Below are 23867 nucleotides of genomic sequence, written 5' to 3'. Positions count from 1 at the left end.
TGAAGGCAATGTCCGGGAAGACATCCAAGGCCGTGGCAAAGGTCACGAAGAAGACAGCCGCCAAGCCTGATACCGCGGAGCCGACCCTTCTCTCGGGCGGCAACCCTCAGATCGCCAAGGGTTACGGCGACGCTCCCGTGCAAGCCTACATCGCCGCCATGCCGGGCTGGAAAAGCGACGTCGGGCGCCGTCTCGACGCGCTCATCACCCGTACCGTTCCCGACGTACACAAGGCAGTCAAATGGAACTCGCCCCTTTATGGCATGGAAGGGCAGGGCTGGTTTCTCGGTGTCCATTGCTTCGCAAAATACATCAAGGTTGCTTTCTTCCGCGGCACGTCGCTCAGTCCCGTTCCGCCCGGCGAGTCCAAACAAAAGGAAGTGCGTTACTTCCACATTCATGAGGAAGACCGACTCGACGAGGCCCAGCTCGCCGCCTGGGTGGAACAGGCAAGCCAATTGCCCGGCGAACGAATGTGAGCGGACGCGTAGATTTAAGCGTTAGAGCGTCCTTTGTTCGTTCGAAAAGACGCACGGCGCTTAGGCCATCAGCATTTAAGGGATGAAGGGGAGATATCGATGAATAAAGCCACGGCAACCCTGAAGAAGAGCGGCTCCAGCGAAGAGAAGGACGGAGACTCTCCTTCTCGTTTGATCGATGCGAGAATCGAGGAGTTGAGCGATTGGCGCGGCGAGATGCTCGCTCGGGTCCGAACTATCATCAAGCAGGCCGTGCCCGACGTGGTCGAGGAATGGAAGTGGAGAGGCGTTCCGGTGTGGGAGCGCGCCGGGATCATCTGCACCGGCGAGACCTACAAGAGCGTGGTGAAACTGACCTTCGCCCAGGGCGCCTCGCTGGAGGACCCTTCAAGCCTCTTCAACTCCAGCCTTGACGGCAATACCAGGCGCGCCATCGATTTCCACGAAGGCGATGAGGTTGACGAGGAGGCGTTGAAGGCGCTCATTCGCGGTGCTGTCACACTCAACACTTCAAAGCGGGCCGCGGCTCGTCCTGCCGGCTCGCGGAAGAAAGCAAGCAACGCTTGAGGCTTGGCTTATTTCGCCTGAAACGCATCGCGTCAAACTTGATTCATGCGAGACGATTCAGTTTTGTGCGCCATGCGATCAGTGGATCGGGCTTTCCTCGCGCTCGAGGAAGAGTTCCAGATTGTCGAGGCCGATCTCGGTGCCCTGGAGGCGGGCACCGTTATCGGCGTAGCCGTCGAGGAATACCACCTGTTCGGTGAAGATCATTTTCGTGCCGCCGGGTGCGGCTTCGAAGGCAACGGTTGTGAGAGACGCGGAGATGCGGCTTTCCCCAAGCTTCATCTCATAGGCATAGACGATGCGGGCATCGGGCACGATATCGATATAATGGGCGTCATAGGCGTGCAGAAGGCCGTCAGTATCGGCGACGTAGTTCCTTTCCGTGCCGCCGGGGCGGAAATCGAGCCCGTAGTCCAGCGGCACCCACTCGCCATGGCATGCGAACCATTGGCGTTTGGCCTCTGGCACCGACCAGGCGCGGAAGACGCGGGCGACGGGCGCCTTCAGGTGACGCTCGATGACGAGAGTGGCGTGTTCGGCGGATCGTGTCGTCATTCGGGAAGGCTCTCCGTTTCATTGGCGAGAAAGTGGTCCAGCCTGTCGAAGGTGGTCGTCCATTGGATCTTCCGCTGTTCCACCCAGCGCTCGACGGCGGCAAACGCGTCCTGCTGCAGGCGGTAGGTTCGCACCCGGCCTGATTTTTCGGAGAGAACGAGACCGCTCTCCTCCAGCACCTGCAGATGTTTCATCACCGTCGGCAGGGCAACCGCGAGCGGTGCGGCCAGTTCGGTGACGGAGGCTGGGCCACGGCCGAGGCGGTCGATCATGCCGCGGCGGCTGCGGTCGGAAAGCGCATGGAACATGCGGTCGAGATTTGCCTGGCTTTCGATCATCCCGCCGCATCCCGGAAGCGGGCCGGCAGCCTCTCTTTGTAGGGATAGAACTTGAAGTAGGGGCTGGCCTCATCCAACGCCCTTGCAAAGGACGGGCGTGCCAGCAGCCGATCGTAATAGCCGCGAAGGTTCGGGTGTTCCGATGAAAACGGAACCAGCGTTTCGGCATAGAAAAGGGCGGGGGCGGCGGCGCAATCGGCCATGGTGAAGCCGTCACCTGATATCCATTGCTTGTCGGCGAGCTGCTTTTCGATCATTGCATAGGCGGTGGCGAGTGTCGCCCTGGCGGCGGCTACCTCAATCTCGTCCGCCGTGCCGTCGGGGCGCCGGCGATTGCTGACGATGGTCTGCATCGGCGCCTGGACATAGTGGTCGAAAAAGCGATCCCAGAGACGAACCTGCAGCGCCCGGTCGATCTCCGGCGGCAGCAGGCGAACGGGGCCGGCATAATATTGCTCGAGATATTCGATAATGATCGATGTCTCGGGAATGGTGCTGTCGCGCGCCTCGTCCCGCAGCAGCGGCATCTTGCCGATCGGCCAGAAGCGAAAGAGATCGGCGCGCGAGCTTTCGTCGGAAAGATCGACGATGCGATTCTCGAAGGGAGTGCCGTTTTCATAAAGCGCGATAAGTACTTTGTGGCAGAAAGAGGCGAGCGGATGCCCATAGAGCACGAGCGACATGCGGCGACCTTTCCTATCGTTGCGGTAAACTTTACCGATCGACTAACTATCAGGTCATGACACATTTCGCAACAGATACTTCGCCAACCGTGCAAGTATTCCGTCAGCCGATCTACCAGGTGTTGGCGTCAGCCATTATACCGGGCGATCACCAAATGGCCTGGTGTCGGCCGGCCTTCTTCCATGCGCACGTTGATATCCGATATCTCGACGAGTTCGAAACCCGTGGCCGTCAGGCGTTCTCTGACATAGGCGTCGGCATGAGCGAAGCGCTGGTGCGGGCCGACCATATAGGCGCGGCCGGCGAGAATTTCCTCAGGCAGGGTTTCCGAGGAGAAGATGAACAATCCGCCCGGCATTATGTTCTCGGCGGCGCCGAAGAACAGCGGTTCGAGTGCGCCGAGATAGGGCAGCACGTCGGTGGCGGCGATGATGTCGAAGGCTTCCTCGTCGTTGTCGTCGAGGAAATCCTCGACCTCGGCGACGAAGAGCGTCTCGTAGAGATCCTTCTCATGGGCGATCTCGACCATTTTCTCCGATATGTCGATGCCGGTCATATCAGCGCAGAGGTCGCGTAGCGCGCCGCCGGTGAGGCCCGTGCCGCAGCCGAGATCGAGCAGCCGCTTGAACGGTCCGAGCTTCAGCGCCTGCAGGCGCTGGCGCACCAGCATCGGCACGTGATAGCCGAGCTGCTCGACGAGCACGTCCTCGAAAACCTCGGCATGCTGGTCGAACAAGGTCTCGACATAGGCATCGGGCGCCTTGACCGGCGTTTCGCCGCGGCCCATCGCGGCGATGCGTACGGCCGCACCACCGTGATCGTCGGGATCGAGTGCCAGGACTTCCTCATAGGCTGCAACGGCCGCATCAACATCTCCGGCCTTTTCCAGCTCCAGCGCGCGGTTGTAGGCCTCGCCAAGGGCATCTTCGTCGATCTTCTTTGCCATCACAGTCCATCGTCCTTTTGTTTCAGGCATGCGTCTAAGACGGCTTTCGATGTTTTGCAATGGCGCGATTGCGGGCGCAGAATGGCCGAAAAGAAGACGAAGGGAGGAATGAGCCATGAAAATGGAGGAAGACGGGACTTCATCGGCAAGGGAAGGAGAGGGCGGGTGGCCATTGCTGCTGCCTAGCACACCAGGCGAGGTCACCAATACGCTCTGCCATTATTACCGCGGTGAACTCGGGCGGATGACGAGCTGGCGCGACCGCATCGACCGGACGTCCAACTGGGCGATCACGGTGGTCGCCGCACTCCTCTCGGTGTCGCTGTCGACGCCGACCTCGCATCACGGAGTGCTGTTGTTCGGGATGATGCTGGTGACGCTGCTTCTGATGATCGAGGCGCGGCGCTACCGCTTCTTCGATATCTATCGCGCTCGCATTCGCCAGATCGAGCGCTGCTATTTCGCACAGATTCTGGCGCCCGACCCCAATGCCGGCAGCGAATGGGCAGTGGTGGTCGCCAGTAGCCTGCGCAAGCCGCGCTTTCTGCTCAGCTATCAAGAGGCGATGCACCGCCGGCTTAAACGCAATTACGGCTGGATGTATTTCATCCTGTTGCTCGCCTGGTGCCTGAAGATCTCGACGCCGAAACTGCAGACGGAGGGAATGCCGGCGCTGCAGGCGCAGTCATGGGCCTATGTCATCGACAATGCCGTGCTCGGGCCGGTTCCCGGCCTTGCGGTCATTGCAATCGTCATCGCCTTCTATGTCGGCATGCTCGGTTTCGCCCTGCGCTCGGATCGCGACGAAGGCGAATTCGGCCATGGCGAAGCACATGTCTGATCTGGTGAGCATGATGTTCTACGAAAAGCCGTTCACACTTTTCGGCATCATGCTCCAGAACCGATCAGTGCAGGATCAACTCGCCCTTCAGTGCCCGCCACTCGGTTGCCGAGATCAGCTTGCGGTGGATGTAGCGCACCGAATGCAGCGGTCCGTCGAGCTTCTCTTCCCAGAATTTCAGGAAGCCGCGCATTTCGGGAAAATCGGGGGCGAGGTCGTAATCCTGCCAGACATAGGTTTGTAGGATCACCGGGTGGTCCGGCAGGCGGTAGAGGATCTGGGCGGTCGTCAGACCATAGCCCTTCAGTTGTTTTTCCATTTCCTTGTGCATCGTATTCCGCTTCTTCTTGTTCCCACTCGCGCGCTTATTAGCACTGCATGATATGGAAACATGCGAGTGGTTAACGGAAGCTTTACAGATACTTCGTAAAAGGGCAATTTATTTTTAATATCAATGGTTTGGCAGCATCGTCCCGAGAGTGCTGCCAAAGGCTCAGCGCTTGAGATGCCGGGTCAGGCGGCGCTCGAACCAGGCCCAGAGATGGCGTAAGGCTTCGACGATGGTGAGGTAGAAGATCGCCGCCCAGAGATAGGTCTGGTAGTCGAAAGTGCGGGAGAAGGCGTAACGGGTTTCGCCCATCAGGTCGAGTACGGTGATGATGGCGACGACCGCCGAGCCCTTGATCAGCAGGATGATTTCGTTGCCATAAGGGCGAAGTGCGACGATGAGAGCCTGCGGCAGGATGATCTTGCGGAAGGCGATGAACTTGTGAATGCCGAGTGCGGCGGCCGCCTCGTGCTGGCCATGCGACACGCTTTCGATGGCGCCGCGCAGGATTTCCGCCTGGTAGGCCGCGGTGTTGATGGTCATGGCAAAGAGGCCGCAATACCAGGCTTCGCGGAAGAACCACCAGATGCCGACGGCCTCAAGCTGCGGCCGGAATATGCCGAGGCCGTAATAGACCAGGAACAGCTGGGCAAGCAGTGGCGTGCCGCGGAAGAAATAGATGTAGCCGTAGGCCAGCGCATTCAGCACCCGGTTCTTTGACATGCGCGCCACGGCGAGCGGCAGCGACAGGATGGCGCCGCAGATAACGGAAATGAAAACGAGGCTCAGCGTTATCCAGAGGCCATGGAGATAACGCGGCCCGTAGCGGGTGAATTTTTCCGGATCCCAGCCATTGATGACGGAGATCACCAGGAGCACCCCAAGCAGAGCCCAGAGAGCGACGAGGATATAGCCGGCCATGCGCGCCGGTGTCATCGGCTTCATCACTTCCCGGGGTGCGGGCTGCGGCGGGATCAGTGTTTCGGCGTAGCTCATCGGCGGATCTCCGAACGCTTGGCCCAGCGCTCGACATAGACGAGCAGAAAGGAGGAAAGGATGGCGAGCACCAGATAGAGGCAGCAGGCCAGACCATAGAAAAAGAAGGGTTCCTTGGTCACGCGTACGGCGACACTCGTCTGGCGCAGGATATCGGCAAGGCTGATGATCGAGACGTAGGACGTGTCCTTCAGGAGGACCATCCAGAGGTTCGTCAGTCCCGGCAGCGCGATGCGCACGAGCTGCGGCAGGACGATGAGGCGCAGCGTGCGGCCGCGATGCAGCCCCAGCGCGTCGCCCGCCTCATATTGTCCCTTGGGAATGGCGCGGAAGGCCGAGAGCAGCACTTCCGAGCAGTAGGCGGAGAAGACGACCGAAAGCGCGATGACGCCGGCGAGGAAGGCGTTGATCTCGATCGGCGGTCCGTCATAACCGACGAAGGTCAGCAGAGACTGGATTAGCATCTGCATGCCGTAATAGATGATGAAGAGCGTCAAAAGCTCCGGCAGGCCGCGGAAGATCGTGGTGTAAATACCGGCCGCCAGGCGCAGCGGCTTTTCCTCCGACTGCTGGCCGAGCGCCACCAGGAAGCCGATGGCGAGGCCGATCGGCAGGGTGACGATCGCCACTGAAATGGTGACCTGCAGGCCAAGTGCAATCTCGTCGCCCCAGCCGGTATCGCCACAGGCAAGGATCGTCGACTGACCTAACCACGTGAAGATGCCAACGGGTCCGCACAGCGGATCGAATATGTGCACAATCCAGCTCCAGAAGGAGCTCAGCGCGGAAAATAATCCGCCCATGCGAGAATTCCCCTCACGGCTTTTGCCGTTTTAATCTTGCAATCCTTGTCAAACAAAAATGGCGGAAGAGCAAGCCTTCCGCCATTACCTTCGTCGGCCAGATAACGAATTTCTTATTGGCCGTAAACGTCGAAGTCGAAGTACTTGTCCTGGATCTTCTTATATTCACCGCTGGCGCGGATCGCAGCGATCGCCGTGTTCAGCTTTTCCCTGAGCGGATCGCCCTGGCGGATAGCAATGCCTGCGCCGTTGCCATTGATTTCCTTGTCGACCGGCAGGGTCGTCAGGATCTTGCAGCAAGCGCCGGCGTCGGACTTGACCCATTCGGAAAGAACGACGACGTCGTCGATGACGGCGTCGACACGGCCGCTGGCAACGTCGAGCTTGTATTCGTCAGCGGTCGGATAGAGCTTGAGCTCGGTGTCGGCGAGATGCTTTTCGGCGTAGTTGGCGTGCGTCGTGGAGGTCTGCGCGCCAATCACCTTGCCTTTGAGGCCGGCGACGTCTGATATCGTCGAATCCTTCGGCACGGCAATGGCCGGCGGGGTGTTGTAGTACTTGTTTGAGAAGTCGACGAGCTTCAGACGCTCCGGCGTGATCGACATGGAGGAGACGATCATGTCGAACTTCTTGGCGTTGAGCGCCGGGATGATGCCATCCCAGTCGGTGCTGACGAAGGTGCATTCAGCCTTCATCTCGGCACAAAGCGCCTTGGTGATATCGATGTCGAAGCCTTGGATGGTGCCGCTGGCATCGACGAATTCGAAGGGCGGATAGGTCGAATCGGTGCCGATCACATATTTCTCGCCATCGGCCATGGCCGATCCGGCAAAAAGGGACATCGCCGCGATCGAGGCTGCCGCGAAAATACGGGTAGAATTAAGCATGAGGATCCTCTCTGTTGGTAGCCGTCGCTCCTTATTTCTGTTGGGCTGACGGCCGCAGTTCAACGGTGCTGAGACCGCCTTGCGGCGATAATCAGACTTTTTCTCATGGAATTGCAACACAAATCCCATCGCAATTGTGCGGTGCAAATAGCAGGCGAGATGAACGTCGGCAGACTGCAACAATCACGCGAGGTTAATCCCCAACTTCTTAGAACCGGAACAAATCGGCGGCTCGGCAATTGCCATTCCGCCGTTTCGCCTCAATGCGAAGCTAGGGGCGGAACCAGGGCCTGGCGGCCTCAAGAAGCTCAAACAGGATCGAGGAAACCCGATGGGCATGAAATCAAGATTGTTCGCAAGCGCGGCTTTTCCGTTGCTTTCTCTTTCGCTGGCTTTGCAGCCGGCAGCGGCGATGGCGGCCGTACGTGACGTCGCGACGCAGGCTTCGCCCGTGCGGCAGGCCGAGCAGGGCAGCTTCCAGGTGGCGCAAGATGCGCCAGCCGAGGTGGCGCAGGATGCGCCTTCCGAAGAGGAGTTGCTGAAGAAGAAGCGCAAGCAGAAGGAGGAAGCCCCGGCCGAACAGGCGCCCGCCGCCGAGAAGCCGGCGCAGCAGGAAGCGCCCGCGGAAAAGCCGAAGGCTGAGCGCAAGGAAGCTCCGGCGCCGGAACCCAAGGCAGAGCCGGAGGCGCCCAAGGCCGAAGCAGCGCCGAAAGAAGAGCCTGCTCAGCAGCCGGAAAGCAAGCCCCAGCGGAAAGCCAAATCAGAAGCGCAGCCCGAGGCCGAGCAGCCGGTAACCCAGGAAAAGCCGAAAAAGCCGAAGAAGACGGAGGCGCAGCAGGCCGAACCAGAACAGCAGCCGGCAGCAAAGGAAGCTCAGCCGGAAGCGGAGCAGGCACAGCCCGAAGCCAAGCCGGAAGGCGGCAAACGGGATAAAGGACAGGACAAGGCCCAGGGCCGGGATAAAGGCAAGGGCAAGGCTGAAAAAGAAGCTCAGCCTGCCGCTCCCGAAGCCGTGAAGCCGACTGCGGAATCGGCCAAGCCCGAAGCCACGCCTGAAGCAAAACCCGCCGCCGAGGCGCCGGCCGAGAAAAAGCCGGCAAAGGGTGAGACTGCAGCACCAGCAGACAAAGCACCAGCAGACAAAGCACCCACAGACAAGGCGACCGAAGGCAAGGCAACCGAAGGCAAGGCGACCGAAGACAAGGCGGCGGCACCGGAAGCTGCCCCCGCCGAAAAGCCCAAAGATGGCACGGCAGCAAAGCCTGCCGGTGAACAGCCCGCCGGCGCACAGCCGACCGCGCCCGCAACTGACACTGCCCAGCCGCTGCCGGATGCCAGCGGCGGCCAGCAGGCGGAGCAGGCTATTCCGGCGCCGGAAAAGGCTTCGCCCGAGGAGCTGGAACGCCGCAAGAAGATCGCCGCAGATCCGGCCAAGAGCAGCGAGACCGTCGTGCTGCCCGTGGAGAACGGTGCGGCCGTGCTCGACAGCGACAAGGATGCCGACCGCAGCAAGGGCCGGGAAGGCCGCCGCGACCGCGACAGGCAGCGCGCCGACAGCCAGGAGGTGAAGGTGCCGACCTCGGATGCCGATGCACAGGCCGCCACCGGCGGCAAGGCGCCGGCGCCGGTCAAACTCGAGGCGGTGACGCGCGAGAAGGGCAGGAAGCTCGACGAGCGGCCACGATTCGTCCGTCCCGACGGTGCGCGCTTCGACGACCGTGGGAGCGACGACAGCCGGGTGATCATCCAGTACGACAACAGGACGATCGTGCGCGGCGACGATGACAGGCGCTTCCTGCGCGACGGCGAACGGCCGAGCTACGAAGAGCTGTCCGGCGACCGCTACCGCGAGACGATCACGCGGCCGGAAGGCTATCGCATCGTGACGATCCGCAACCGCTACGGCGACATCATCCAGCGGTCGCGCGTCGATGCCCGCGGACGCGAGAACGTGCTCTATTATTCGCAGGATCTCTATGACGATCCGGACCGCGACTATTTCGAGGATCCGGGTGCCGACCTGCCGCCGATGCGGCTGCGTGTGCCGCTCAGCGATTACATCATCGACACCCGCAGCGACCCGAACCGGGACTATTACGAGTTCCTGAGCGAGCCGCCAGTCGAGCCGGTCGAGCGCGTCTATTCGCTGGATGAGGTGAAGTACTCGGCCCGTATCCGCGACAAGGTACGTCGCATCGACCTCGACACGATCACCTTCGCGACCGGCAGCGCCGATATCCCGATGACCCAGGCGCGCACCTTGCGCAAGGTCGCCGACGCGATCAGCCAGGTACTCGAGAAGGATCCGAGCGAAACCTTCCTGATCGAAGGTCATACCGATGCCGTCGGCTCTGACCAGAGCAACCTGATCCTCTCCGACCAGCGGGCGGAATCGGTCGCCAACGTGCTCTCCGACGTCTACGGCATCGCGCCGGAGAATCTGGCGACGCAGGGCTATGGTGAGAGCTACCTGAAGGTCAACACGTCGGCCCCTGAGCAGGAAAACCGCCGCGTCACCATCCGCCGCGTCACGGCACTGGTCCGCCCGGTCGCTGCCAACAAGTAACGATGTTGCCCCTCCCCATTTTCGGGGAGGGGCATTTCGGTCTTGCTTCTTCTTTCCAAGTGGCTTGAAGGATGGTTGAGAAGTGCGGCTCGCTCTTCTCCCCGGCGGGGCGGTGCCGGCAGGAGAGCGGATTGTCGTCGACTATCGAGGCATTGCCACGCCCTTTAGCGCCTATGCGGCGCTGCCGACGCCACGTATCTTTGAATTCATACGGCGCAGATCGCGATGTCCGACTGTCCTCTTCGTGGATTGCCGTATAAGTTCACGATGCTTCTTAGCCCACCGTGTCTCCGGTACTTTTAAGGAAAAAGTGCATTTTTTGAGTATCAATTGGAACGCTAATCCTGTCATCCGGTCCAACGCGCGATGACGCGTGGATCTGGGCAGTAAAGGGTGCTGACCCGACCTTGCCGATCGCCAGTGTGTATGGACCGAGAGGCTCGATATCGGCGACCTGAAGGCTCACAGTTGGAACGTTGGGATCCCCAGCCATAGTATGCTCCGGTCGAATTCCGAGAACCACTGACTGTCCCACTGCCGCCGAAAGGCGCTCCGCTTTTTGCGTAGGAACTGCAATGTCGACGCCACCTTCAGCTTGGAAGGCAATTCCACCGGAGTTTTGCACAAGTCGCCCTTCGATGAAATTCATGCTTGGCGAGCCGATGAAGGCAGCGACAAAGAGATTCTTCGGGGATTCATAAAGGGTGATCGGATCAGCGGCCTGCTCGATCCGCCCTTGATTCATAACCACGACCCGATCTGCCATCGTCATCGCCTCTACCTGATCGTGTGTAACGTACACGATCGTGGTTTTGAGTCTGCGGTGTAAGAGCTTGATTTCTGTTCGCATTTCAATGCGCAATTTAGCGTCGAGGTTGGACAGTGGTTCGTCGAACAGGAACACATCCGGCTGGCGAACGATCGCTCGGCCAATTGCCACTCGTTGGCGTTGGCCACCTGAGAGCGCGTTCGGCTTGCGTTTCAAATAGGCACCGAGATTGAGAATGCGCGCCGCATTTGCAACGGCGGCATCGATGTCCTGCTTCGGCGTTCCGCGCACCTTCATGCCGTAGCCGATGTTTTCGGCGACTGTCATATGCGGATAGAGCGCGTAATTCTGAAACACCATCGAGCAATTGCGCAGACCCGGGCGCAGCGCAGTAACGTCCCGCTCGCCAATACGTATTTCCCCTGATGTCGTCTGTTCCAGCCCCGCGATCATCCGCAGGGTGGTTGTCTTCCCGCAGCCGGAAGGCCCGACAAGAACCACGAATTCCTTGTCGGCAATTGCCAAATCGAGCGGAGGAATGACCTCAACGCTACCAAAGGATTTGGTGACCTGATCCAAACGCACCTGGGACATGCTGTAACCTTTTCATGAGAATTCCATCGCCTGGCCCAGCGCATCGGCCCGAAAATCGGAATCGATTTTCGGAAAGCACGATGCGAGGATTGAAAGAGTTAGAGCGTCCTTCGTCCGAAAGGACGCACGGCACTCTAAGCGGCGATGGTTTGCTTCTTCTTTCCACGATGTCTGATCTCATCCCGGCACCGCCGGGATGAGATGTTGAGGATGGGCTTACTTCGCAGGCAGGCCCATCGACGAACGATAGGCTGCCAGTTGCTTGTCGCGGCCGAACTCGTCCGTCAGCTTGTTCCATCCGGCAGCCACGGTATCCAGCGCCTGCTGCGGCGTCACCTCTCCAGCCAATGCCTTGGAAAGCTCGATTTCGAGAATTTCCGTATAGGAGAAATAGCCCGGCAGGCGCATGTCGAGCGCCGTGTTCTTGGCGGTCACCGCGTCCTTCTGGCTTCCAAGATATTCCTTGGCCTCACGCTCGGAAAAGATCTTCGACCACAACGCTGTATTCGTCGTGTGCGAAAGACGGTATGGATTGACGCCTGTGCCGCCGGTAATCGCCGCCTGACCGGAAACCTCCGGGCTCGTCAGGAACTGGATATAGTTCCAAGCGGCCTCCTGGTTCTTGGAGGACGACGGTACGGCTGCCTGCCAACCGCCGAAGGCCATGAAGGAAGTCTGGACGACCTCGGGCTGCTTGTCCCACTTTTTGGTCTTGTAGTTCCAGATCTCGTCGGATCCCGGCAGCGATGCCGAACCGACATTGCCAGCAACCTTGGACTGCTTCGGGTCGGCGGCGATGACGCCGGTATCGCCCCAGCCGATCGATTCCGCGACCTGGCCACCGGCAAAGGCTGCGTTCACTTCGCCGAACGAGAAGTTCAGCGCATTTGGCGGTGCCAGTTTGGAGGCGCGAATATATTCCTCCAGGCCGCGCACCCAGCCTGGATTGTTGACCTGCGCATCCATCGTGTCAGGATCGAAGAACATGCCGCCGGGATTGTCGGGATGGCTGGTGTATCCCGCCACGTGACTGAACAGGAACCAGAATTGCTGGCCACCACGGCGGAAGGCTTCCGCCGTGCCCCAAAGGCCCTTGTCCGGCTGCTGGAAGAATTCAGCGATGTCGAGATACTGCTTCCATGTCTTCGGTGGGGCCAGATCGTAGCCATACTTCGCCTTGAAGGCGCTCTGGTTTTCCGCGTTTTCAAACAGATCAATGCGGTAGGTATAGGTATGGGCGTCACCGTCCATGGTCTGCGACAGGACCTTGCCGTTCCAAACCATCAGTTGCTCGCGGTAAACCGGCGCGATGTCCTCCCAGTCGGCACCTGATTGCATCGCCTTGGGCATTTCCGAGAGAAAATCGGTGAAGTCCGGTGCCCAGGCCGGCGCAAAGGCGACCACGTCGAACGTGTCTTCGCCCGAGGTCAACGAGGTTACGATTTTCGGATAGAGTTCCGACCACGGAAATTCGACGACATTCACCTTGCCGCAGGTCTTTTCTTCCCAGCCCTTGGCCGCGAGTTGTAGCGCAGAGGCGATATAGGGGCCTGTCTGCGTCGTGGCGGTGAGCGTGACACCGGTGTAGTCCGGTTCGCACGCGAGCGCGGATGTGACGCCCGCCGCAGCAAGTAGTCCTGCGGCCGTTGAACTCAATAGGAATCTTCTCATGTTTTCCTCCCCGGAATTGAACAATGACTAGGCTTGTCGAACGGTCACTTTATTGCTCCTAAAAGCAGGCCAGACCGCATCAGCCTGCTCAAAATGCCCGCCATGACGACCATGGGTATGATCGCGACCAGGGCGGCTGCCGATATCGACCACCACTCGTCGCCGCGCTGGCTGTTTTGCCCTGCGACGAGAATGGGAAGGGTCTGCCATTTGGAACTGGTCAGGAAGAGTGCGAACAGGAACTCGTTCCAGACGAAGGCGAGCGTGATCATGAATGTCGCGATCAGGCCCGGCTTGGACATGGGCAGGACGATACCAAAGAAAATTCTCCACGACGGCACATTGTCGACCATCGCCGCCTCTTCGACTTCCACCGGCAGTGCCGCAAAGAAATCGCGCATCAGCCAGATCACGATCGGCAGCGAGAAGGCGACATAGGCGAAGGTGAGGCCCGTATAGGTGTCCACCAGCTTGAACCCCAACTTGCCCATTTCCGTGTACATCAGGAACAAGGCAAAGGCGGCGACGATCGGCGGAAACATGCGCTGGCTGACAAACCAGAAGACGATATCATCATTGCCAAGAAGCGGCCCTGGAAGCTTCATTCGGCTGGAGCCGATGGCGAGCGCAAGCGCTGCAACAAAGGCAAAGATCAGCGAAATAGCCTGCCCGTAGCCCAGCACGTGACGGCCGAGAAGATATCCGCCAAAGGCAACAACGACGAAAATCACGCCGGACAGCAGCTTTACCTCGAAGGTGAAGCGCACCAGCGCATAGGCTGCCATGGATCCGATGAAGGTGGCCAGCACCGATGCGGAAAGCCCGATGATCGTCGAGGCGATGAAGGTGTTGTAGAACTGGCCGCGCGCGCCCGACAGAAGCTCGCTCCAGGCTGTCAGCGTCGGGTCGAAGTCGACGAATGGTATATAGGTCGGCCCGCCGACGACGCCGAGCGGCGACTTGAACGAGGTGATCGCGACCCAGTAAAGCGGAAAGAAGGTGAAGGCCAGCCAGAGCAGGCAGCCTGCGAGCGCCCACCAGCGGCCGGATCCTTTGAGGTCACGCACACTCATTTGTGCTTCTCCAGATAGGGCTTCAGGATGGCGAGATAGACGAGCCCGATCACGGTGATGACGATCAGGAACAGGAAGGACAGGGCGGAGGTGTAGCCGAGGTTGAACTTCTTGAAGCCCTCCTGATACGCGAACAAGGTCAGCGTTTCGGTCGAAATGCCGGGCCCTCCGCCTGTCATGACAAACACCGTGTCGATGATCTTGTAGCTCTCGATGAGGCGGATGAAGACCACCGCCACCGAAATCGGCAGCATGATCGGGAAAGTGATCCCCCAGAACTGCTGCCAGGGACTGGCATTTTCAAGCGCGGCAGCCTCGTAGACGTCCTCCGGCAGGGTTTGCAGCCCGGCAAGAAGCATCAGGATGACGAAGGGTGTCCACTGCCACACTTCGACGGAAATGATGGCGCCGATAGCCCATCTGGTCTGCGTCAGAAACGGCAGATTGGGAAAGCCGAAGGCGGTCATCAACTCATTGAGAGGGCCCATCGTCGGGTTGAGGATCTGGCGGGCAATGAGTGCAACGGCGACGGGCGCCACCAGCATTGGCACGAGGAAGCTGACCCGGAACAAACCTTCGCCAGGCACCCGACGGCTGAGCGCCAGCGCCACGGAAAAACCGATGACATACTGCAGCGACACCGCAACAAAAGCGATGATCGTCGTCGTCCAGGTGACACTCCAGAAGCGAGGGTTCTGAAGCAGTTCCGCATAGTTGCCGAAGCCGACGAAATGCGCGGGGATCGGCGGCACGAGCCGTAGGCTCATGAAGCTGGTGGTCAGCGAATAGATCAGCGGGAAGATCGAGATCACCAGCACGATCAGCAGCGCCGGCCAGATGAAGAAGTGTTTGACCGGATCGTTGCGGGTCATGCTGCGCCTCCTTTCTGCAGAAGCGCCTCGATTTCCTCGATCGTCGGCATTGCAGGCGCGGTACCCCGCCGCGTCACAGCGATACCGGCGGTCGCGCAGCCGAAACGCACGGCCTCGACCGGACTGGAGCCCCGCGAGAGCGCTGCCGAGAAGCCACCGACAAATGCGTCGCCGGCGCCGGTGGTATCAATGACTGCGCCCGCCGAGATCGCCGGAACATGAACCGATTGCCCGGCCTTATGATAGAGCACACCGCGACCACCCAGTGTGATCAGCGCGGCTTTCACGCCCTTGGCAAGAAAGGCGTCGCCAGCCCGTCTGGCGTCGTCGAGCGTGTCGAGCGGAAAACCGACGATGGCGGCTGCCTCGGTTTCGTTTGGCACGATATAGTCACAGAGCGGATAGATCGTCTCCGGAAACGGCTCGGCCGGCGCTGGATTGAAAACAGTGGTAACGCCGGCCGCATGGGCGATTTCGAGGGCGCGCTGTGCCGCTTCGGCCGGTTGTTCGAGCTGGGTCACGAAAACGGCTGATTGCTCGATGGTTTCGCGTGCCGCCTCGACATCACCAAGGCCGATGGTGCCTGCGGCGCCTGGATAGACGATGATCGCATTGTCGCCGTTACCGTCATTGACGTAGATGAAGGCAGCGCCGGTCGGCATATCGTCCATCTGCACAACCTTCGGCGTCACCCCTGCTTCCGCATAGGTCTTCAGCGCCATGTCGCCGAACGTGTCGCGGCCGATCTTCGAGATGAAGGAGACTGTTCCACCGGCGCGGGCAGCAGCGACAGCCTGGTTGGATCCCTTGCCGCCCGGGCCTACTGCAAAACCGGTCCCGGTGATGGTCTCGCCAATGTTTGGCATGCGCTTGGCCAGATAGGCCGTGTCGGCGACGAAAATCCCGAGGATCGAAACACCCACCTTCATTATCGTTTCCTCTCAAACAGTTTCCGGCGGAATCACGCCTTTGGTGAAGAGGAAGCAGCCGTAGAAGCGGTTTTCGCCCGTGGTGATGACGCAATAGGCCTTTTTGGCTTCCTCATAGAAGGCGAAACGCTCGATGCCGTACATCGGCGCCGGATTGCCCTCGGCGCCGTCGATAACGGCCTGGACTTCCTGCTGCACTGAAGGGATCTCGTCCGGCGCGCCCATGATTTCCATTCGCCCGGCGGACGGCTGCAGCGGCGTATCCAGCGGCATTACCGAAAGAATAGCTTCGATGGCGCGGGCAGAGGACACATTGTCTATGCGCAACAGCTTGCCGAGCACCGTTTGCCGGGCAATGGAATCCGAAGGAAAATTGGTGTCGGAAACGACGACCGTGTCACCATGTCCCATGGACCGGAGCGCGTGCAGCACATCCGCATTCAGAGCCGGATCGATATTCTTCAGCATGGAAATCCTCCCTTAGTTGCACCATTTCGCAGCACCTCGTGCCGCAAAACAGAACCCGATAACCGCAGCTCCGTTACAGCTCTGCGATTCCCTCAAATTCCATTGTTCTCGCCTGCCGGTGCGGTTCTCCTCCCGCCCGAATGACCAGGGTTGGAGCCCTTATTCTCCGTAGGGGATCCAGATATTCTTCACATCCACGGCGCGGCGAAGGTATAGCGCGCCTTCGGCAGCGGCTTTGTCCATCCAGTCCGTCGCCTTGCCATTGTCCACGAAGGTTCGCTTGAGATTGCCCGAAGACAGCTTCTCCACCGTCGTCGAAAGTTCAGCCGAGCCGAAGGCCCACAACGCATCAACGTCATTGTGCGCGGCAAGGATCTTTGCCAGTTCGATCGCCGACCCGGTGACGATATTGACGACACCGGCAGGCACATCCGACGTTTCCAGAACGGAATAGAAATCCGTGGCCGAAAGCGGGAAGGCCTCACTCGGCACGGCGACGACACGATTGCCGGTGGCAATCAACGGCGCAATCAGACTGATAAAGCCGAGCAGCGGCGCTTCCGGCGGGCAAATGACGCCAACGACGCCGATGGCTTCCGGCATGGCCAGGGCAACGCCGCGAAGCGGTGGCTGGTGAATGCCGCCTTCATATTTGTCCGCCCAGGCTGCGTAGGTGAAGAGACGGGAAATCGCGGCGTCGACCTCGGCATTTGCATTGGCTGCGGAAGCTCCGGTCATCGCTGTTATCCGCGAGGCGAACTCGTCGGCGCGGCCACTGAGGTTTTCGGCGATGTAATAGAGAATCTGGGCGCGGTTATGAGTGGTCGCATTCGACCAGGCGGAGGCGGCCTGTGCGGCAACCACCGCATTGCGGATGTCCTTGCGGTTGCTTTCGCCGACCTCCCCGATCGCCTTGCCCTTGGGTGAGGCGATGACACGGGAATAATTGCCGTCCGGGCGTGCCTGCTTGCCGCCGATGAAGAGCTTTGCCGTCCGGTCGATGCTTGGCAGGGCAAAATCGCCGGCAACCGGCTTCGCCTGCGAAAGTGCAGGCATGGCTGCGCGCGCCTTGCGACCGACCCAAGCCTTCGGCTTCAGATATTCGTAGCAACCTTCGCGTCCGCCTTCGCGGCCGAATCCGGATTCGCGCTTGCCGCCAAAACCGACGGCGGCATCAAAAAGATTGGTGGCATTCACCCAGACCACGCCGGCTGCGAGCTTTGCCGCAACGTTCAGCGCCAAGCCGATCGTCTCGCTCCAGACGCTGGCGGCGAGGCCGTAGCGGGTGTGATTGGCAAGCTGGATCGCCTCTTCCGGTGTGCGAAAAGTCATGGAGACCGCGACCGGCCCGAAGATTTCCTCGGTCGCGACGATCGATGTCGGCTGCACGCCGCTGAGAAGCGTCGGCGGGTAGAAGCTGCCGCCCTTCGGCAGGTCGATCTTGGCCTGATGCAGCGTCGCGCCTTCTGAAACTCCCTTTTTCACCAGCGCTTCGATCCGCGTCAATTGCACAGGCGCTATGATCGCACCCATATCGATGCACTTGTCCAAAGGCTGACCGACCCGCAATGTCTCCATCCGGCGCTTCAGCCGCTCGTGGAAAAGATCGGCAATGCCTTCCTGGACCAGAAGCCGCGAACCGGCGCAGCAGACCTGTCCCTGGTTGAACCAGATCGCGTCGACCACGCCTTCCACGGCGCCGTCGATATCGGCGTCGTCAAAAACGACGAAAGGGGACTTGCCGCCGAGTTCCAGCGTCAAGGATTTGCCGCTACCCGCGGTACGCTCGCGAATAACGCGCCCGACTTCGGTCGATCCGGTAAAGGCAATCTTGTCGATATCCGCATGCCCGACGAGCAGCGCGCCTGTTTCGCCTTCTCCCGTCACGATATTGAGTACGCCCGGCGGAAGGCCCGCCGCGGATGCCAGTTCGGCAAAGAGAAGCGCCGTCAGCGAGGTGAATTCGGCAGGCTTCAGGATGACGGTGTTGCCGAGTGCCAAAGCCGGCGCCACTTTCCAGGCCAGCATCAGGAATGGGAAATTCCACGGGATGATCTGGCCGACGACGCCGACCGGCACATGATCGGCAAATTCCGTGTCCTGGATTTGCGCCCATCCGGCGTGATGATAGAAATGACGAGCCGCCAGGGGCACGTCGAGATCGCGGGTTTCGCGGATCGGCTTGCCGTTGTCGATTGCCTCGACCACAGCAATCAGACGCGCATGGCGCTGGATCATCCGGGCAAGCGCATAGAGATGGCGCGCCCGCGCGTGGCCCGGCAGCCGCGCCCATGACGCCTGTGCCTTGCGGGCCGCAGCAACCGCATTGTCCACATCGGCCGCGCCGCCATTCGCAAGCTTGGCCAGGACCTTGCCGGTGGCCGGCTCGAACGTGTCGAAGTTCTTGACCGACGCGGAGGGCACGAACGCGCCATTGATGAAGTGACCGAAACCGGAAGCGTGGCGCGCCAGCCAGTCGCGAGCTTCGATATCGGATTCAGGGGCGGGGCCGTAGGACATTTCGTCGAAATACTTTGCAACAGTCATCTGGATCATCCAATCGGGTGTCTGTTGAGGGCCGAATAGGCACCGGTGACGTGATGCTCCAGCTGCCGCTCGATATCCGCAAGCAAGCTTGATGCACCGATGCGGAAGAGATCGGACTCCAGCCATTCGCGCCCCAGTTCGTCCTTCATCAGGAACTGGTAGTTCAACACGTCCTTCGCCGCGGAAATGCCTCCGGCCGGCTTGTAGCCGATCTTGATACCGGTGCGCTCCTGATATGCGCGGATCGCCCGCAGCATGGTCAATGTCACGGCCAGCGTCGCATTGACGCCTTCCTTGCCGGTCGAGGTCTTGATGAAATCGGCTCCGGCCATCATGCAGACCAGCGAGGCCCTGGCGACATTGCGGAGCGTCTTCAGGTCGCCGGTCGCCAGAATGGCTTTGACATGCGCATCACCGCAGGCTGCGCGATATTCTTTCATTTCCTCGTAAAGTGCTGTCCAGTTGCCGGTCAGCACATGCTCGCGGGTGATGACGATGTCGATTTCCTTCGCGCCATCGGCAACTGACGCCTCGATTTCCTTGACCTTGAGGTGGTGCGGGCTGAGGCCGGCAGGGAAACCGGTCGAAACCGCGGCGACCGGAATGCCGGAATCTCCGAGCGCCTCGACGGCCGTTGCAACAAAACGATGGTAGACGCAGATGGCGCCGGTGGTGATCGAACGGCCGCTCATGCCGAGAGAATCCAGAATGTCGGCGCGTATCGGATTCATCGCCTTCGCGCACAACCGCTTGACGCGTTCAGGGGTATCGTCGCCGTTCAACGTTGTCAGGTCGATGCAGGTCACCGCCTTCAGGAGCCAAGCAGCCTGTGCGTCCTTTTTGACGGTGCGGCGCCCAGGAAGCGAGGCTACGCGGCGCTCGGTTGCAGACAGGTTGACCCGGGTATCAAGCACCCACGACAGATCGAGTCCCATACCGGTATTGCGCGGCCGGTTATGGGTGCCGTCCGGCAATCGCGAAGGGCCTCCATGATGCGCCGCGTTTGCCGCATTGTGAACAGCAACGGTTTCCAACTAGAATCCTCCCGATCCGAGCGTGAAGATCCTGTTGCCATCAGTGAAGAGGCACGCAGACGAAGTTTCACGACTGGCTCAAATGTGATTTTTTTTTCACTGTTTGTGAAGTTTGCATCACCGCGCCGCTGCGTCAAGTTTAGATTTCGCCAGACGCAGAAAAAATGCGGGATTTCTCAGTCGAAATCGTCCATGCCGTTTTCGGTGATGACCACGTCGAACGACTTCATGTCGCTGAAAAAGGCTGGCTTGAGCTTGCCGATTTTGCTGCTGTCGGCGAGAAGAATATTCTTTCGTGCCCGGGACATCGCCTTTTTCTTGATCTCCGCTTCGTGAAAATGCGCGCAGGTCGCGCCACGCCGGGCATCGACACCGGCTGCTGAAAGAAATGCCACGTTGATCACAAGCTGATCGAGCATTTCCAGCCCCGAGGCACCGGAAAAGCTCGCCGATGCTGGGTGATAAAGACCACCGAGCATAACAAGGCGAACGTTGGGTTTTCGCGTCAGACGATCGGCGACATTCATGGCGTAACAGATCGCCGTTATATGAATCTGGTCTGGGAGGAGATCGACCAGATAGGGTAACGTGGTGCCGCAATCGAAAAACACCGTATCATCATGGTGAATGTAATCAATGGCTTGTATGCAAACTTGCCGTTTTGCAGCGGCATGACTGTCGGCTGCCTTGGAAATTTCATAGGGATCGTTTTCCGCTTCGATAGCCGGAACGATATGGCCGCCGAGAAACGCGAATTGGTCTGCATTGGCGCCGACATCACGCCGAACCGTCATCTCTGAGACGCCCAGGATCTCCGCAGCATTCTTGATGTGCAGAATGCGATGTTGTGAAAGGGCCTCGGATAAGACTGCGATGCGCCGGCCCTTGCGACTATCCATATCGCATCTCTCCCTTATCGTTTACACCTGGAATAGTGTTCTGATCAAAATTTAACAAGGGACTGCCATTCTCATCTTGTCTGTCCCTCGAGCTACGACTCGGCATTTGCGCCGAGCTACAGCTTCTGCACCAGCCAGTTGCGCGCAACATGGCATATCGTCACAATTTTACAGGGAAACCCCGCAATTTGAAATGAGAATTTGTGACAAATCTTCCATTTTCGTGATGAAATAATCACAAAACTGCATAGATGGTGCCTCACTTCGGCTGCGGGGAAGCGGGTGACGACGAGATCGACATTCTCGGCCGGCAGGGGCGAGTTCGTCACGCCTCTGGTCGGGGTGGCCTTCCGACCAGAGGCTTCATCCTCGCGGCTGCTTAGGACATTCCTGGCTGCGCGCGCTACTCGCCGGCTTTCCTTGCTGCCGTTTCGATCGCATCGGCAACCTTTTCCGGTTGGGATGCGAAGACGGCGTGGCTTGCCTTTATTTCAGTCACGTTGCTTCCGGCACGTTTTGCCATGTCGCGTTCAAGCTCGGGGTTGATGGAGCGATCCTCGGTGGCGACGATCGACCAGCTTTTCTTTGTCCGCCATGCCGGCTGAGTGATCTTGGCGGAGAATGCCTGCTTTGCGGCGAAGACCTGTGACTTTGCCATGAAATCGGCGTCGGCTTGCGGAAGGTCGGCTGCGAAATCCGCGGCGAAGGCGCCTGGATCGAGATAGAGATATTTGCCGTCCTTCGTTTCCTTTATATCCATGCTGCCGGCGGGCTTCGAGCTGGCGAGGCTCAGCAGGCTTTCGCCCTTGTCGGGCTGGAATGCGGCGACATAGACCAGGCCCGCGACCGCGGGATCGTTGCCGGCTTCGGTGATGACCATGCCGCCATAGCTGTGGCCGACGAGCAGGACCGGTCCGTCCTGAAGGTCGAGAACGCGCTTGGTCGCCGCCACATCGTCATCGAGCGAGGTGATGGGCTGCTGGACGATGGTGACGTTGAAGCCGCGCTTCTCGAGAATGTCAGTCGCCTTGCGCCATCCCGAGCCATCGGCCAGCGCGCCGTGGACGATCACGATGTTCTTGACCTCGGCAGCCTCCGCCGCGAATGCGATGGCGGTGGTGGCAAAGGCAAGGGCTGCAGTGAAAAGAAGACGTTTGTTCATGACTATCACTCCTTGGGGTCGTTGTTGATGATTGGGATCGTGATGCGTTTCAGGTTCAGCCGAATGTGAAGGCGTAAGCCTGCACGCCGGGATCGAGAAAGCGGATCTCGAAGTTGCGGGCGGCGACCGTGTCGGACTGGCGGACGAGTTGATAAAGCCTCGTCGCGGTCACCGTACCGTTGCCGTCGGCATCGATGTCGGAGCCGTGGTCAAGCCCTGGCGCCTTGCCGTCGACCTTCACCTGGAAGCGGACCGGTTTGCCGCTGCCGCCAGGCCCGAGAACGAGATGCAGATCGCGGGCGCTGAAGCGATAGGTGATGCCGCCGCCCGACTGATCAAGCGTCGCCTGATCCCGGCCGACGGTCCAGGTTCCGGACAGGCCCCAGCCATTGAGGCCGGGTTCGGCGATCGAATAGCTTTTCGCCGTATCGGCCTGCAGCCCTTCGGGAGAGGCGAAGTTCGCCGCCTGTTCGTAGCCGAGATAGGTTTCGCCCGAGCGGATATTGCCGAGATCAGGACCTGCTTCCACACCCCTGGCATCCGGCGCGACCGGCGCACTTGCCGTCGTTTGGCTACCGGCCTCGCGCAGCAGGTCCTGAATAGCCTGTTCGGTCCTGTCGTAATTGCCTTCGCCAAAATGGTGGTAACGGATCTGGCCTTTGGCATCGATCAGATAGGCGGCAGGCCAATAGCTGTTTTCGAAGGCGCGCCAGATGCTGTAGTCATTGTCGATCGCAACGGGATAACCGATCTGGAAGCCGCCGATCGCCTTCTTGACGTTGTCGATCTTCTTCTCGAAGGCAAATTCCGGGGCATGGACGCCGATCACCACGAGGCCCTGATCCGCATATTTTTCGGCCCAGGCCCTGACATAGGGGATGGTACGAATGCAGTTGATGCAGGAATAGGTCCAGAAATCGACGAGCACGACCTTGCCGCGCAGCTGCTCGGTGGTGAGAGGCTGAGAGTTCAGCCATTCGACCGCGCCATCGAGCGAAGGGGCGTGGCCTTCGACGGGCAAGTCGCTACGGAAGGGGGTCTTCGCATCGGCTGCGGCGATCATCACCTCGTTGCTCGCCAGCTCGGAAGATGCGCCGCTGAGCGGCTTTGCATGCAGCCTGTCGAGCACGGCCTGTTCCAGCGATGCGGTGCTGGCGTAGGAGAGCCGGGCGAGCAGGCTGGTGTCGAGGCCGAGCGCGATGACGGCGACGCCCGCCAGCACGGCAGCGCCGAGCCCCTGACGAATCCTGTCGCCAACGCCGAGCGAACGCTTCATGGCGGTGAATATCCGGCCGCCGACCAGCAGGGCGACGGCAAGCGAACTTGCAGCGCCGGCGGCATAAGCGATCAGCAGGAAGGTCGTCTGCAGATTGGCGCCCTGCAATGCGGCTCCGGTCAGCACAAGGCCGAGGATCGGACCGGCGCAGGGCGCCCAGAGCAGTCCGGTGGCGACGCCGAGAAGAAGCGCGCTCTTCACTGTCGTGGTGCCGCGCCCGCCGCCGGTGGCGTTCATAAGATTGTTGCCAAGGTCGACGACCGGCCGGGCAAGCGTACTTGCGATTCGCGGTGAAAGCAGGCTTGCTCCAAAGAGCGCAAGCAGGACGATGGCGGCAAGTCGGCCATATTCATTGGCGCGAATGGCCCAGCTGCCACCGACTGCGGCCAGTGTGGCGACCAGCGCGAAGGTGGCGGCCATGCCCGCCAGCATCGGCAGCGTGCTCCTGACGAAGGGCTGTCCGGCGCGGGCGAAGACGAAGGGGAGGATGGGGAGGATACAAGGGCTGAGGATCGTCAGCGCGCCTCCGAGATAGGCAATGATCAGAAGTGTCATCATCGTTTCCTTTGAAACCGATTGATCG

General features: G+C 60.1%; 23 protein-coding genes. 4 read left to right on the top strand and 19 right to left on the bottom strand.

The window, feature by feature from the left end; translation table 11 throughout:
* Positions 1-8 precede the first annotated feature (8 nt).
* Both AC25BC_RS11460 and AC25BC_RS11455 read left to right on the top strand, forming a co-directional pair.
* A complete protein-coding gene (locus AC25BC_RS11460; protein WP_128438416.1) occupies positions 9-479 on the top strand; it encodes a DUF1801 domain-containing protein in 471 nt (156 codons plus the stop codon).
* 99 nt (positions 480-578) lie between these two features.
* Positions 579-1046, top strand: a complete 468-nt coding sequence (locus AC25BC_RS11455; RefSeq protein WP_128438417.1) for a DUF1801 domain-containing protein — start codon at positions 579-581, stop codon at positions 1044-1046.
* Positions 1047-1124: 78 nt separating this feature from the next.
* Here the strand turns inward: AC25BC_RS11455 and AC25BC_RS11450 are convergent, their stop codons facing one another.
* From AC25BC_RS11450 to AC25BC_RS11435, 4 genes are all read right to left on the bottom strand, one after another.
* Positions 1125-1601: an SRPBCC family protein gene (locus tag AC25BC_RS11450; RefSeq protein ID WP_012757772.1), complete on the bottom strand. Its 477-nt coding sequence runs from the start codon at positions 1599-1601 to the stop codon at positions 1125-1127.
* Positions 1598-1939 (bottom strand): ArsR/SmtB family transcription factor, encoded by a 342-nt coding sequence (locus AC25BC_RS11445; protein WP_113548316.1) that lies wholly within the window; start codon positions 1937-1939, stop codon positions 1598-1600. Before AC25BC_RS11445 ends, AC25BC_RS11450 begins: the two co-directional genes overlap by 4 nt.
* Positions 1936-2622, bottom strand: a complete 687-nt coding sequence (locus tag AC25BC_RS11440) for a glutathione S-transferase family protein (protein WP_012757770.1) — start codon at positions 2620-2622, stop codon at positions 1936-1938. The genes AC25BC_RS11445 and AC25BC_RS11440 overlap by 4 nt, the downstream gene beginning before the upstream one ends.
* 128 nt (positions 2623-2750) lie before the next feature.
* On the bottom strand, positions 2751-3569 hold the full coding sequence (locus AC25BC_RS11435) for a class I SAM-dependent DNA methyltransferase (protein WP_012757769.1): 819 nt from the start codon (positions 3567-3569) through the stop codon (positions 2751-2753).
* A 115-nt stretch (positions 3570-3684) separates the two neighbouring features.
* Here AC25BC_RS11435 and AC25BC_RS11430 point away from each other — a divergent pair, with 115 nt between their 5' ends.
* Entirely contained in the window at positions 3685-4410 is a 726-nt protein-coding gene (locus AC25BC_RS11430) for a DUF2270 domain-containing protein (protein WP_012757768.1), read from the top strand.
* Between the two features lie 64 nt (positions 4411-4474).
* On the opposite strand, the gene AC25BC_RS11425 is transcribed toward AC25BC_RS11430, so the two are convergent.
* The 4 genes from AC25BC_RS11425 to AC25BC_RS11410 all read right to left on the bottom strand — a co-directional run bounded on the left by AC25BC_RS11425 (position 4475) and on the right by AC25BC_RS11410 (position 7424).
* On the bottom strand, positions 4475-4741 hold the full coding sequence (locus AC25BC_RS11425) for an usg protein (protein WP_012757767.1): 267 nt from the start codon (positions 4739-4741) through the stop codon (positions 4475-4477).
* Between the two features lie 162 nt (positions 4742-4903).
* Positions 4904-5734 carry an ABC transporter permease gene (locus AC25BC_RS11420; RefSeq protein ID WP_012757766.1) on the bottom strand — a complete coding sequence of 277 codons (831 nt, stop codon included), beginning with the start codon at positions 5732-5734 and terminating at the stop codon, positions 4904-4906.
* Positions 5731-6537 (bottom strand): ABC transporter permease, encoded by an 807-nt coding sequence (locus AC25BC_RS11415; protein ID WP_003560027.1) that lies wholly within the window; start codon positions 6535-6537, stop codon positions 5731-5733. The genes AC25BC_RS11420 and AC25BC_RS11415 overlap by 4 nt, the downstream gene beginning before the upstream one ends.
* 113 nt (positions 6538-6650) lie before the next feature.
* Complete coding sequence (locus AC25BC_RS11410; protein WP_003560025.1) at positions 6651-7424, bottom strand: transporter substrate-binding domain-containing protein; 774 nt, start codon at positions 7422-7424, stop codon at positions 6651-6653.
* A 331-nt stretch (positions 7425-7755) separates the two neighbouring features.
* Here AC25BC_RS11410 and AC25BC_RS11405 point away from each other — a divergent pair, with 331 nt between their 5' ends.
* Positions 7756-9990, top strand: a complete 2235-nt coding sequence (locus AC25BC_RS11405) for an OmpA family protein (protein ID WP_128438418.1) — start codon at positions 7756-7758, stop codon at positions 9988-9990.
* A gap of 274 nt (positions 9991-10264) precedes the next feature.
* Here the strand turns inward: AC25BC_RS11405 and AC25BC_RS11400 are convergent, their stop codons facing one another.
* From AC25BC_RS11400 to AC25BC_RS11350, 11 genes are all read right to left on the bottom strand, one after another.
* Positions 10265-11353, bottom strand: a complete 1089-nt coding sequence (locus AC25BC_RS11400; protein ID WP_128438419.1) for an ABC transporter ATP-binding protein — start codon at positions 11351-11353, stop codon at positions 10265-10267.
* A gap of 216 nt (positions 11354-11569) precedes the next feature.
* Entirely contained in the window at positions 11570-13024 is a 1455-nt protein-coding gene (locus tag AC25BC_RS11395) for an extracellular solute-binding protein (protein ID WP_128438420.1), read from the bottom strand.
* A 44-nt stretch (positions 13025-13068) separates the two neighbouring features.
* On the bottom strand, positions 13069-14097 hold the full coding sequence (locus tag AC25BC_RS11390) for a carbohydrate ABC transporter permease (RefSeq protein ID WP_112846370.1): 1029 nt from the start codon (positions 14095-14097) through the stop codon (positions 13069-13071).
* A complete protein-coding gene (locus AC25BC_RS11385; RefSeq protein WP_128438421.1) occupies positions 14094-14969 on the bottom strand; it encodes a carbohydrate ABC transporter permease in 876 nt (291 codons plus the stop codon). The genes AC25BC_RS11390 and AC25BC_RS11385 overlap by 4 nt, the downstream gene beginning before the upstream one ends.
* Positions 14966-15898 carry a ribokinase gene (gene rbsK / locus AC25BC_RS11380; RefSeq protein ID WP_113548320.1) on the bottom strand — a complete coding sequence of 311 codons (933 nt, stop codon included), beginning with the start codon at positions 15896-15898 and terminating at the stop codon, positions 14966-14968. Before rbsK ends, AC25BC_RS11385 begins: the two co-directional genes overlap by 4 nt.
* Positions 15899-15910: 12 nt before the next feature.
* Positions 15911-16366 carry an RbsD/FucU family protein gene (locus AC25BC_RS11375; protein ID WP_113548321.1) on the bottom strand — a complete coding sequence of 152 codons (456 nt, stop codon included), beginning with the start codon at positions 16364-16366 and terminating at the stop codon, positions 15911-15913.
* 159 nt (positions 16367-16525) lie between these two features.
* Positions 16526-18913: an aldehyde dehydrogenase family protein gene (locus AC25BC_RS11370; RefSeq protein WP_012757758.1), complete on the bottom strand. Its 2388-nt coding sequence runs from the start codon at positions 18911-18913 to the stop codon at positions 16526-16528.
* 5 nt (positions 18914-18918) lie between these two features.
* Positions 18919-19947 carry a deoxyribose-phosphate aldolase gene (gene deoC / locus AC25BC_RS11365; protein ID WP_041935535.1) on the bottom strand — a complete coding sequence of 343 codons (1029 nt, stop codon included), beginning with the start codon at positions 19945-19947 and terminating at the stop codon, positions 18919-18921.
* A 176-nt stretch (positions 19948-20123) separates the two neighbouring features.
* Complete coding sequence (locus AC25BC_RS11360; protein WP_012757756.1) at positions 20124-20846, bottom strand: DeoR family transcriptional regulator; 723 nt, start codon at positions 20844-20846, stop codon at positions 20124-20126.
* 403 nt (positions 20847-21249) lie between these two features.
* The gene (locus tag AC25BC_RS11355) at positions 21250-22008 is read right to left on the bottom strand and encodes an alpha/beta fold hydrolase (RefSeq protein ID WP_012757755.1); all 759 of its coding nucleotides are present in this window, start codon (positions 22006-22008) and stop codon (positions 21250-21252) included.
* A 55-nt stretch (positions 22009-22063) separates the two neighbouring features.
* Positions 22064-23839, bottom strand: coding sequence for a cytochrome c biogenesis protein DipZ (locus AC25BC_RS11350; RefSeq protein WP_128438446.1), 1776 nt, complete (start codon positions 23837-23839; stop codon positions 22064-22066).
* Between the last annotated feature and the right edge of the window lie 28 nt (positions 23840-23867).

It is taken from the genome of Rhizobium sp. WSM409 (genome assembly GCF_057653825.1).
The sequence above is the reverse complement of the archived record's forward strand: the minus strand, read 5'-3'. Positions and strand labels throughout refer to the sequence as shown.